Below are 12,445 nucleotides of genomic sequence, written 5' to 3'. Positions count from 1 at the left end.
CGACCACCGCCCGCTTGCGGCCCGAGGACGCCCATGCCCCGACTCGCACTCTCCGAAGACTTCGTCGCGGATCTGATCTCGCTGCAGAAACCCGTGCAGAAGGAAGTCAACGACGCGATCCAGATGTTCCGGAGCATGACCGTCCCCCAGCTCCATGCCAGCAAGGGCATGCACCTGGAGAAGCTCACAGGGGCGCGCGACCCCCGGATTCGCACGATACGTGTCACCAAGTTCTACCGGGGGGTTCTCCTGGCCCCCGACGACGGCAGCGAGCTGTTCACGCTCCTTCGGGTCGCCCCGCACGACGAGGCGATCAATTGGGCGTGCAAGCGGGTCTACTCGGTCAACGGTGCCACCGGAGGCCTGGAGGTGCGCAACGTCGATGCCCTGGAACAGATGGAGACCTACTTCGAAACGAAGGCTGTCACCACCCCGGCCCGCCTCTTCGAAGAGCACTCCGACACCGTGCTGCGTGACCTCGGCATCGACGACCAGGTTCTGCGCCTGGCACGCGTCTGCGTCACGGCCGACGATCTCTCGGTCATGGCGCCGCCCATGATGCCCGCCGACCAGTACGAGGTGCTGGAGTTCCTGGCAGCGAAGTACTCGGCCCAGGAAGTCTGGGAGCAACTGATCGCCCCACGGGGGCAGACCGTGCGCAGCGCCGAGGATCGTCCGACGGTGACCCTCAGCGAAGCCATTCTCAACACGCCCAACCGCATCGTGGAAGTGACGGGCCCCGGGGAACTGGAGCGGATCCTCAGCGAGGACCTCACCCGTTGGCGCATCTTCCTCCACCCCGCCCAGCGCCGGTACGCCTACCACCCCGGTTTCAACGGACCCGCACAGGTCACCGGTGGCCCCGGCACCGGCAAGACGGTCGTCGCCCTGCACCGGGTCCGGCATCTGCTGCGCACTGGCCGTGAAGGCGAGCGAATTCTGCTGACCACCTTCACGAACGCCATGGCGGCAGCCCTGCGCGACAACCTGGCGCTCCTGCTCGGTGACGCGGATGCGCATCTGCTGGACCAAGTCGAGGTCACGACGGTGGATTCACTCGCTGCCCGGGTCGTCCGAGAGGCACGTGGCAGCTCGTTGAAGCCCCTTTCCTCCCCCGCCGAGAAGAGCGCCTGGACGCGCGCCATCGCACGCGAGGACCTGCCCTGGACAGAGCGGTTCCTCTCCCAGGAGTTCCGCAACGTCGTCCTGGCGCAGGGGCTGCGTACACCCGAGGAGTATCTGCGCTGCGTACGGAGGGGGCGCGGTACTCAGGTGGGGCGGGTGCAGAGGGCCCGGCTGTGGCGTGTCATGGAACGGTTCACGACGGACCTCGCCTCGCGCGACTCGGCCACGTACACGCAGCTGTGCGACCAGGCGGCCGGGATCCTGGCCGAGAGCGGGCCGCGGTACCGCCACGTCGTCGTGGACGAGGCCCAGGACCTCCACCCGGCCCAGTGGCGGGTGCTGCGCGCCTGCGTGGCTCCCCAGTCCGACGACATCTTCATCGTCGGAGATCCCCATCAGCGCATCTACGATTCCCGCGTCTCGCTGCGTTCGCTGGGTATCAACGTGCGGGGACGCACGTCCCGGCTGCGGATCAACTACCGCAGCACGGAGGAGATCCTGCGTTGGTCCGCGTCCCTCCTCGACGGTCAGCCCGTGGGCCGGCTCGGTGAAGACGACGACGATGACGGTGGGCGGGATTCGCTCCGGGGCTACCGCTCCCAGCTGCACGGCCGCGTGCCGGTGGCCCGCGGATACGCCAGCCAGGACGAGGAATTGCGGGCACTGGTCGAGCAGATCCGGACCTGGATCGAGCAGGACGGTGTCAAGCCGTCCGAGGTGGCGGTGTGCGCCCGGTTCAACACTCTCGTCGACGCGGTGATCACCCGCCTGCGACGGGAGCGCATTCCGGCGGTCGCGGTGAAGGACGATCCGGGGCCGGACGTGTCGGGGGTGCGAGTGGCCACCATGCACGCGATGAAGGGGCTGGAGTTCCGTTGCGTGGCCGTTGTGGGCGTGACGTCCAGCGTGCTGCCCTTCGCCCCGCAGGTGACCCCCGCCGAAGTGGATTCCGTGCAGCACCAGGCGGATCTGCTGGCCGAGCACTGTCTGCTGTTCGTAGCCTGCACGCGGGCTCGTGACGCGCTGGCGATCTCGTGGAGTGGCGAGCGGAGCCGCATGCTGGACCCGGTCGCGGGCTGAGGCCCGCGGACTGCCGCCGTCGCTGCCTCCGTCCGAACCCGGCCTCGGGTTCGGACGGCGGCAGCCCACGGTGCTCAGTGTTCAGACCCGGATGTCCCGGACGACGACCTTGTGGGTCTTGTTCTGGGAGGCGTCGTAGGAGATCTCGCGCCCCGTCGGCTGCCACATCAGCGCGTGCCCCAGCGGAGACGTGGGAGAGACGATGTCCGCCTCGTCGGCCGGCAGTTCGGCGACCGTGTAGAGGGTGTCACGGTCAACCTGCCCGTCGAACTCCAGAACGAGCAGCGCACCGGGGATCACGACCTTCGGCGCGGCCGCCTCCCGCCCGACGCGTACGGCGTCTAGGAACGTCCGCAGGAAAGCCAGGCGTTGCGTCCGGCGGTCACGCTGATCGGCCTGCGTCTTCCGGAGGAACACCAGCCTCGCCGCGTCCAACCCCTCGGGAGTCTCGTCGGGAGCGTCGACGGCGGCCTGCAACTCCTGCATCTCGCGGACCAGCCGGTGGAAGGCCGCGGCAGGAATCTCCTGAACCGGCAGGGCGCTCTGGGCGGCCCGGGGCGGTACCTGCGCGCGCCCCGCCTGCGTCGTCGAGGCCACCGGTCGCGCGGCGGGCCTGGCCCCTGACGCAACGGTGCGGCGGATCGGCGAGGCCGGGGCCGGGGCCGGGGCCGTATCCCTCGCGGGAGCCGCCGCGGGCTTGGGCTCGGCCGCATCGGCGGATGTGGAGACACCCGCCGACGGCCGGCCGACGGCGCCACCGGCCGGCTCGGGATCTGTACCGGGTCCCGTACCGTCCACGGTCTCGAGTTCCCCGATCCGCCCGTCCCGATCGCCCTCGTCCGTCCCCACCTCGGTCGGGGCGTCCTCGGAGGGAAGCTCGGGCTCCTCCGGATCCTCGCGGACCGGTTCGATCCCCAGCCTGTCCAACTCGTCCCAGAGCGGCGCGAGCGCCTGCTCGCGGTCGAGATGGAAACGGCTGCCACGGATGCGGACGAAGGTCCAGTCGACACGCTCCAGGTCACGCTGCCGGGCCGCGGCAGTGGACGCGTCCTCCCCGTCTGCGAATGCGTCACCGTCACAGGCGACCGCGAGTCTGCGCGTCCCGCCCTCGATGACCAGGTCGATCGTGTGGCGGCCGACGCGGTACCCGGGCCGCGTACGGTAGCCGCGCGCCGTCAGCTCCAGGTACACCTTCTGCTGGAACAGGCTGTCGAACGCTTCGTGCCGAACGGCGGGCAGTACCTCCCCGTCGACCGCGATGGTGTCCTCCTCCGCGGGCCGGGTGAGGTGGTCGAGCCAGTGCCGGCGCAGGTCGTTCTCGTGGAACTGTTCGGCGCGCGCGCTGTGGAACACCCACACCTGGTCCTGCGCGCGGGAGGCGGCGACGTTGAGCCGCTGTTCGTACGTCTTTCCGTTGAAGCCTCCGGGCACCGTGCCCGCCGCGTTGGTCGCCGAGTTGACACAGGAGACGAACATGACGTGGCGCTCGTCGCCCTGGAAATCCTCGGCGTCGCCGACGCGGATGCGCCGCTCTTCGCGCTGTTCGTAGTCGAGACGTTCGGCGAGAAGATTCTCCAGCTCTGCCAAGTGTCCCTTGCTGGCACGAAGGCTGATGACCCCCATGGTCTTTCCGGCGTACGCGGGGTCTGCGCAGCAGCGCACCACCGCATCGACGAGTGCCTCGGCCTCGGCGAGGTTGGCCAACCGGGCATTGGCGCCAAGGGCTTCGCCGTCCTTGACGTACACGGTGCGGACCGGGGCGAGCCGGTCGGCACCGTACTGCCGCAGCGGCTGCAGCCTGCCGTTGTAGCAGAGCTCGTTGGAGAAGGAGATGATCTCAGGCATACACCGGAAGTGCTCCTTGAGCATGAGTGTGCCGCGGCCCGACGAGAGGGCTTCCGTGAGATCGAAGAAGCTGGACTCGGGCCCGAACAAACTGCGGATGTCCGGCTCGAGCGCGGTGAGCAACCGGTCCCGCAGATGGAAGTACTCGTCCTGCTTGAGGCCGACGTTGGAGGGACTGACCTGCTTGCTGTCGCCGACGACGACCATGCGGTCGGCGAGCCAGCTCAGCAGCATGGCCTCCAAGCCGGACTGGCTGGCCTCGTCGACGATGACGACGTCGAAGATCCCCGGCTGATCCATGGGCACGGTTTCCGCGACCTGGTGCAGCGGCATGATCCAGGCCGGTACCGCCGTCTGCGCCTTGCGCAGCGCGGCCTGGGCGTCGCGCCGGTAGCGGTGCTGATACTTGCCCTTAATCCGGCGGGCGGCCTGCTGGTAGGCGCTGAGCGCCCGCGACTGGTCTCCGGTGAGCAGTCCGAGGCAGCGGTGCCAAGCGCGGGCCGCGGCAAGCCGCGCGAGCATGATGCGGGCCTCGTCGTCGGCCTCCGTCAGCCGTCGGCGCAGGGCACGCTCGGCCTCCGGATCGGTGAGCCGCTCCATGCGGTCGCGCCACGCGGACCAGGCCCAGGCCTCGGCCAGGAGAGGCAGCCGGGTGTCCCACGCGACGTCCTCGGGGGTGTCGGTGATCCGCTCGGCCAGTACGGGGAACGCCTCGCGGACGCGAGTGAGCGCCGTGTGCCGTTCGGCCCGCAGCCGTGAGGCCTCCCGGATCTCGGCGATCTCCTGGCTGAACTCTCGGTAGCCCGACGGGTCCTGGGCACGCACGGTGTCCAGCGCTCGCTCAACGGCAGGCGAAACACCGGACCGGTCGGTCCACGCCCGCAGCAGCTCCTCGGTGTTCGCGATGACCCTGCGCGACTGCTCGGCCGCTCGCAGGGTGGCCGCCGCGCGCAGCAGGGCTCGTACGGCGTTCTCGACGGGCGCATCGTGCCAGGTGGCGACGGCCAGTTCCGGCGAGGTGGCCGCGGCGGTGAGCACCTCGGTGCGGGCGGCGGCGACGGCGAGAAGCGCGTCGAGTACCTCGGACTCCTGCCGGAGGCGCGCGAGTCGCGGTCCGTGTCCCTGCCAGGCGCCGGCGGGGGCGCCCCACTCGGATTCGACCTGCGCCAGCCGCAGCTCGAGCTGGACGCGGGCGAGCACTACAGCCGCGGTCGCGACATCCTCCGGAGCACGCCCGTCGACCCGTACGGCCCCCACGAACGGGCCGGTGGCCTTGGCCAGCTTCGAGCGCGTGCCGAGGGGACCGCGGAGCTTCTGTCCCTGGAGGAGCCCGTCGTGCAGGGCGGTGGCCTGACCGAGTGCGGCGGCCGGATCGTAGGCTTCCAGACCGCTGACCATCGCGGCCCCCAGCGTGGAGAGCGAGACGTCGATCGCTGCGAGCGCATCGGTGACGGCGGCCTTCCGGCTGCGCGCCTGCCAGTCCTGTCCCGCGGTCACTTCCCTGAGGAGCGCCACGGCCCACTCGCCGGCCGCGGCGGCAAGCGACGCGGCGCGGCCACGAGCGGCGGAGAACCCGTCGAGGGCCGACGAGATCGTCCGCTGTTCGGCCTCACCGAGGCCGCGCACAGCGAGGTCGTACTCCTGGCACAGCGGATCCTGACGTACCGCCGCGTGGGCTTCCTCGGCCGAACGCACGACGGACACGGCCTCCTCGAAGTCGCCGGGGCTCGGCAGCTCGGAGGGGCCGGGCACCTCGGCCGCCAGGGCCTGGTGATGGGGTGTGAAGGCGCGGGTGGCGTGCAGGAGGCGCAGGGCGTCGTCGGCGCTGATGGTGGGCCGCTCCTGCGGGACCGTGCCAAGCCATTGGTACTGATCCGTCTCGGCGGTGAGGCGCTCGGCGATCTCCTGGAGGCTGCCGCGGTAGTCGCCGATCTCCGCCTCGAAGCGGTGGGTCTCCTGCTCGCGCAACACAGCGAGGTCGCGCAGCATGGTCTGCTGGGCCGACCGGGCCGCGGCGAGCCGAGTCTGGAGGGTACGGATCTCCTTCTGTGAGGCCTTGGGATCGTAACCGGCGTATTCGCTGAGGATCCTCTGTACGGACGCCTCGAGCTCCCGTTGCGCGGCCGCGCCGTCCTCGGTACGGCTCACGCACAGGTCGCGGATGGACTCCGGGAGCTTGTCCCGCAGGACGCGCAGCGCGCGCGGGGTGTGGCTGGTGATGAGGACCCGCTTGCCCTGTGCGAGCAGGTCCGTGACCAGGTTGGCGATGGTGTGCGTTTTGCCGGTGCCGGGCGGGCCCTGTACGACGACGAGCCGGTTGGCGCGCAGGCGCTCGGCGATCGTGCGCTGTTCCTCGTTGGCGGGGAGTGCGAAGTACATCTCCCGCGTACCGTTCGCCGTCCCGTCGTCCTCGGCCGCTGCCATGTCGGCCGCGGTCAGCGCCCCGTCCCGACCGGCGATGTAGCCGAGCAGTTCGGTGGGAGGAGTCCCCGCGTCGATCTGGCGGGCGATGGCCTTGAGGGCGTCCATCGTCGACCGGCGGTTGCGTTCGCGCAGGACGAGCGCCGGGGTGAGTCCCACCTGTGGAACGTCAAGGGTCCGCGGCTTGGCGCGTTCCAGGGTCGGCAGGTAGCTTCCGGCACTGTGCGCGGCGTTCACCCAGCTGCGCAGGGCGGTGTGCAGGGCCTCGAGGTGTTCGGGATCCGTCAGGTCGGAAGCGCCCTCCAACTCCTCGACGATCGCCTCCCGTACAGGACCAGGGACATGCTGGGCTCCTTCCAGCATGCCCTCCTCCAGTTCCAGGCCCACGCCGGTCGGATCCGGGGCAGCGGTGAGCGTTCCGGTGGACGGATCGAGCTGGATGGTGGCCCGGTGGGTGACCAGGTGCCGTTCCACGCGCTGGCCACCCGTCGTCTGCCAGGTCAGCCGACCCAGCCCGAGCACCAGCTCGTACGCTTCACCCAGGTTGGCGGCGTCCTCGTGCATCTTGTGGAGCCGGTCGTACAGCTTGACGTGCGGGTCGATGGCCCGTCGCCGCTCCGCCCAGACGAGCCAGTCCTGTTCCCAGGCGGCGTACAGCTTCTCGATCTTCTCCCGCTCCGGGTGCTCGTCGAGCTCGTGGTAGGCCTTTTCAAGCGGTATGCCCCGGGACCAGTCCGGGAACTCGGGCTCGATCCGCCGGCGCAAATGGGGGGCACGTGTCTGCTTGAAGTCCCGGATGCGCGTCTCGTCCACCCACGGCGCGAGCGGGGGCTTGGGGTGCGGAGCGTCCTCGCGTTCGGGTCGGGAGACGGTCAGCCAGGACGGGTCGTCAGTGGCGAGCACTCCGTCCAGCATCACTTCGACACCCGGCATGTCCGGCAGTTCCTCGAACCACACGGTGCCGGCTGCCCCGTCGAGCGTGCGCACGGGCCGGGCCTTCGACTCCTCCGCCTCGGCGAGGAACCGGAAGATCTGCCGGACTCGCGTGGCGTCGGTCTCGTCGGCGGACGGCTCGTGCGCACCCGCGTGGGTGCCCTGTCGTCCGGGAACGGTCGACCGCGCGGCTCCGGCACCAAGAGTCACCCGTCCCCGCAGCCGGGATGCGCTCGACTCGGCAAGCCCGCCGCGGCCGCCGGCGGACTCCGAACCGGTCTCCGCGAACAGGGAATCCTGCTGGTCGCCGAAGAGCGGCGCCTGATCCGGAAGAGGCACAGCTGTGGAACGCGTGACCGACGTTTGCAAGCCGGGGGAAGCGGACGACAGGTCGGCCGTGGTGAAAGTGATGCTCTCACGAGCGTGCGCGGCCGGGAACCGCACCTCGATGTCCAGCTCCTGGGCGGTACCTGCAGGAATGCTGTATGCCCAGGTCGCCGAGATTCTGCGCCCCTTGCGCAGCGTGCCGTCGAGCTCGTCGTCGAGCGCGTCCGACTTGTGGTCCTGTACCTGGCGGCCCGTCTTGCCGTACGGCCCGCTCCGCACGAGCAGGCTGATGCCGTCCACCTCGATGGGCTGACCGGCGCCGTTGCTCAGATACAGCGTGCAGCGGACCAGGTCGTCGCCCTGCCGGTATCCGTAGGAGTCCCCGGGGTCGACGAGCTCGTAGGGCACGACGTCATCGACCCGGACGTACAGCCCGTCGTCGTACTGGTAGACGGAACCGACCGGCTGCACGCCATCGCTCAGGCCACTCTCACCCTGGCTCACACGCCACCCCACTGCTGCTGAGGGCCACCTGGTGGCCGCCTTGTGAAATCCCGCCCCTGGCCACACCCAGCGCGACTGTGACGCGCCCCCCTGCGCGTCAAGTTGGGTGTGAACTGAGCACACGCGGCGAGGGTATCAGGAAGACCGCCAAGGTCACCCCCTATGAAACCTTGCGAACCGGCAGCGCTCTCGAGCCGGTCGGAGCCCGACGGATCCACCCACAGGGTCGCCGACCCCTTGGATCACCCGGCAAAGGGTCACCCAATCCCACGAGTACGCACCGAGGGCACGGTTTCTCGGTTGACTGAGTTCACATTTCCATGCAAGCCTGCAGGCGTCACACGCCCGGTGTCACACAAGGAGAAGGCTCACTCGCCATGCAGACAGAAGTCTTCGACGTCACCCCCGAGTTGGCCTCACAGTGGCTCACTCGCAACACCAACAACCGTCCCCTCAGCAAGAACACAGTGCAGCAGTTGGCCGGCCAGATCCAGCGCGGAGAGTGGCAACTCACGCACCAGGGCATCGCCTTCGACGAGGACGACGTACTCATCGACGGTCAGCACCGGCTGGCCGCGATCGTCAGGGCCGGGGTCACGGTGCCATTGACCGTCACCCATGGCGTTCCCCGTACCGCCTTCACCGTGATGGACACCGGGCGCAAGCGCACAGGCCGCGACGCGCTGGCGCTCGCCGGCGAGGCCAACGCGACACACCTCGCAGCGGCCCTGCGTGGGCTTCACCTGTACCTGCACGCTCCGAACTCCGCGTGGAGCGGCGCCTCATCCGTCACCAGCAACGACCAGCTCCTTGTCATCCTCGACCAGCACCCCGGCATCCGCGACTCCCTCAACCACGGCATCGCCCTCAACCGCGGATGCCGCATCACGGTCACGGCGGCGACGATCGGCTGGTACGTCACGACGACCGCGCGGCCCGAGATCGACCAGTCCTCCTGGCTCGAAGGGGTAGTCACCGGAGCGCTGCTGGAATCGGGCGACCCTCGCCTCACCCTGCGCAACACCATGCTCGGCCTGGCCGCGGGCAGTGCGCACCGCCGCCGCGACGACTCACGCGAGCACCTGCTGTACTACCTCAAGTCGTGGAACGCCTGGGTCGAGGGCCGGAACGTCAAGCTCCTCCGCCGGTCCCCCAACGAGACGATGCCCCGGATCTCCCGTCAGTCGGGCGTCGCGCAAACGGTCGCGAAGGCCTGACCGGCAAGCCTCCGGTATCCGTGCCGCATGCCGCTGCCGGAGCACCCGACAGCCACTCAACCTGGTGGTTTCTTCTTCCACTTGCCGCGAAAGGTCACAGGAGTCGCGCAAAAACGCCATACGTTGACAGTGTTCACGTTAGATTCGAGTGACCGTTGTGCCATCCCAGGGCGGGGCCGCTGGATGGACCGGCAAGACCCGCGCACCCGGCAGGGAAAGGAAGCGCATGCGCGCGCAGGAAATCACCTTCCTCAAGCTCGTCCAAGGGGACAAGCAGTTCCAAGTGCCGCTCTATCAGCGCACGTACAGCTGGGGCACGGAGCAGCTCCAACGCCTCTGGGAGGACGTCGGTGAACTCGTCGACCAGCACCTCTCCGGGGACTCCACGACGCCGCACTTCCTCGGCTCGGTGGTCCTGGCCCCCGGCCAGATCCAGGCAGGCGGCGTACAGCGGTGGCTGGTCGTCGACGGTCAGCAGCGGCTGACCACCTTGATGCTCGCCTTCACCGCTCTGCGCGACCACCTCAAGGAGAGCGGTGACCTGCGCGGAGTGGACCGCGTCCACCGGCAGATACTCGTCAACGAGTTCCACGAAGGCCTCGACCACTACCGGCTGCTTCCCACGCAAGCGGACCGGGAGGCGTACACCGCCTGTATCCAGTCCCGGGCCGAGGCCGGCGGGAGCGACAACATCGGCGCCGCCTACCGGTTCTTCCGCGGTGCGTTCGCCGAGGGCCGGGAGGCCGGCGACGAGCGGTGGATCGGAACGGTCGAGACCGTCCTCAAGGACCTGCTGTCGATCGTGGAGATCACCGCCGAGCCCGGCGACAACGTCTACCGCATCTTCGAGTCGATCAACAACACAGGTGTCGGGCTCAGCCAGAGCGACTTGCTGCGCAACTACGTCTTCATGCTCCTCCCCAAACGAGGTGAGCGGGTCTACCAGGAGCTGTGGCTGCCCATGCAGCAGAGCCTCGGCCCGAAGAACCTCGAGCTCCTCGTGTGGCTCGACCTGATCGTGCGCGGCCACTACAAGACCAAGCAGAGCGAGATCTACCGCGAGCAGCAGAAACGGCTCCAACCGCTCGCCGGCAACGAGGACGCGCTGCAGCACGAGGTCGCCCAGCTGGCCGACCGCGGGCGGAGGTTCCTGCGCATCGTCGAGCCCCATCGAGAGAGCTCGCCGGCACTCCGGGCGGTGCTGGAGCGCCTCGCCATGTGGGGAGGCCAGACCCACTATCCGCTCGCGCTCCACCTGATGGATCTTGTCGACGCCGGCAATACGACTCCGGACGATGCGGCACAGGCACTGCTCTACGTCGAGTCCTATCTGGTGCGGCGCCTCATCTGCCAGACACCGACCACCGGCCTCAACCGGATCTTCATGGAAGCCCCGAAGGAACTGGAAACGGATCGCCCGGCGGCCGAGGCCGTCCAGCGGTTCCTGTCCAGTCGGCGCCGGCGGTGGCCCGGCAACGAGGAACTGCGCGAGGCGATCCGCAGCAAGCCCTTCTACTGGAGTGGTCGCCCTCCGCAGCGCAGCTACATCCTGCGCCGCCTGGAGGAGAGCTACCGGCCCAGCGAACCCGTCGACTTCGTCAAGGCCTCCATCAGCGTCGAGCACGTCCTCCCGCAGCGTCCCGCACCGGCGTGGTTCGAGCTGCTCGCCAAGGAGACCGAGCCGAACCAGACTCCCCAGGAGCTGCACGACCTGCTGGTCCACACCCTCGGCAACCTCACGCTGACCGGTGACAACTCGAAGCTCTCCAACCATCCCTTCGAGCGCAAGCAGCAGATCCTCGAGTCAAGCGCACTTCGCATGAACCTGGAGATCGCCTCGGCGGAGCGCTGGGGCAAGGCGGAGATCCTGGAGCGCGCGGACCGCCTGACGGAGCGGGCGGTGGAACTGTGGCCCGGTCCGATCGGCGGGATCAAGCCGGCCGGAGAGGAGTGGCCGGGCTGGGCCGAACTGCGTTCGGCCCTGGTGGCGATGCCCAGCGGCACGTGGACGACGTACGGCGACGTCGCCGAGCTCATCGGGAGCCACCCCGTCCCCGTGGGCTCGTTCCTGGGCTCCAACTCGGCGGTGATCGGGGCTTATCGGGTGCTCACCGCGGAGGGCAGGATCTCCCCCTCGTTCCGCTGGCCGGAGGGCAACGACAGGCTGCCCCCGCAAGAAATCCTGATGAGTGAGGGAGTGAAGTTCGACCCCTCTGGCCGAGCCCATCGTTCACAGCGCCTGACCGCCGCCGAGCTGGCCACGCTCCTGGGCAAGGACGTCACGCAGCCGGTCTCGTATGACCCGCTCCCCGACGGGGAGGACAGGGCGGCGGCCGAGCGCTTCCGTACGCAGTTGCGGGAACACTGGGCGGAGGCGTCCGACGGCGTCTTGGCGGCGCTCGACTTCTGGCGTCGCCAGGGCGGCTACGTCAATTACGGCCGCTACGACGAGACCAGCTGCTTCCCGATGCTCGACGCCGGGACGAGCGAGCGGCCCCACCTGATGTGGCCCGTCGGGATCTACCCCGTGAGCGGAACGGTCGAGGTCGTCTTCCAGTACCTCAAGAACCGCAGTCCCTTCGACGACACGGAACAGCGCCGCGAGCTCCTACGCCGCCTCAACAAGATCGAGGGCATCGAGCTGCCCGAGGCGAAGCTGGAGCTGCGTCCGTCCTTCTCGGTGCAGGCCTTCGCGGAGCACGGCGACGAGATCTGCGAGGTACTGGACTGGTTCGTGCACACTGCAGCACTGGACCTGGCGCGGCGGGCCTGAACACCGCGATAATTAGGTCTTGATCGTAGGCCGCAGCGGTATCGATCAGGCGGGAGGCACACGAACAGTCGGCGAGCTTAGAGAGCGCATGGGACCGGAGCTATGAGCGTCGATCGGTACGCCATCCAGGCCACGAGGCTCCCGTGATTCGAGAGCAGGTACAGCAGACATGCGGCGGGTATCGCGTCGAGGCGGCTGCCAGAACGGGCGCCGTGTCCAT

At 69.0% G+C, this 12,445-nt stretch carries 4 protein-coding genes; 3 read left to right on the top strand and 1 reads right to left on the bottom strand.

What is annotated here, in order from left to right; genetic code table 11:
* The first annotated feature begins 33 nt into the window (after positions 1-33).
* Positions 34-2,205 (top strand): UvrD-helicase domain-containing protein, encoded by a 2,172-nt coding sequence (locus CHF15_RS27305; protein ID WP_089226528.1) that lies wholly within the window; start codon positions 34-36, stop codon positions 2,203-2,205.
* Between the two features lie 81 nt (positions 2,206-2,286).
* On the opposite strand, the gene CHF15_RS27300 is transcribed toward CHF15_RS27305, so the two are convergent.
* Positions 2,287-8,235, bottom strand: a complete 5,949-nt coding sequence (locus CHF15_RS27300; protein WP_089226527.1) for an AAA domain-containing protein — start codon at positions 8,233-8,235, stop codon at positions 2,287-2,289.
* Between the two features lie 377 nt (positions 8,236-8,612).
* Here CHF15_RS27300 and CHF15_RS27295 point away from each other — a divergent pair, with 377 nt between their 5' ends.
* Both CHF15_RS27295 and CHF15_RS27290 read left to right on the top strand, forming a co-directional pair.
* Positions 8,613-9,452: a hypothetical protein gene (locus CHF15_RS27295; RefSeq protein ID WP_089226526.1), complete on the top strand. Its 840-nt coding sequence runs from the start codon at positions 8,613-8,615 to the stop codon at positions 9,450-9,452.
* A 226-nt stretch (positions 9,453-9,678) separates the two neighbouring features.
* Positions 9,679-12,225 (top strand): GmrSD restriction endonuclease domain-containing protein, encoded by a 2,547-nt coding sequence (locus tag CHF15_RS27290; protein WP_089226525.1) that lies wholly within the window; start codon positions 9,679-9,681, stop codon positions 12,223-12,225.
* The last annotated feature ends 220 nt before the right edge of the window (positions 12,226-12,445 follow it).

Origin of the sequence: Actinacidiphila glaucinigra (assembly GCF_900188405.1) — a bacterium.
Lineage (GTDB): Bacteria > Actinomycetota > Actinomycetes > Streptomycetales > Streptomycetaceae > Actinacidiphila > Actinacidiphila glaucinigra.
Note: the sequence above shows the minus strand (reverse complement) of the source record. Positions and strands in the feature narration are given on the sequence as shown.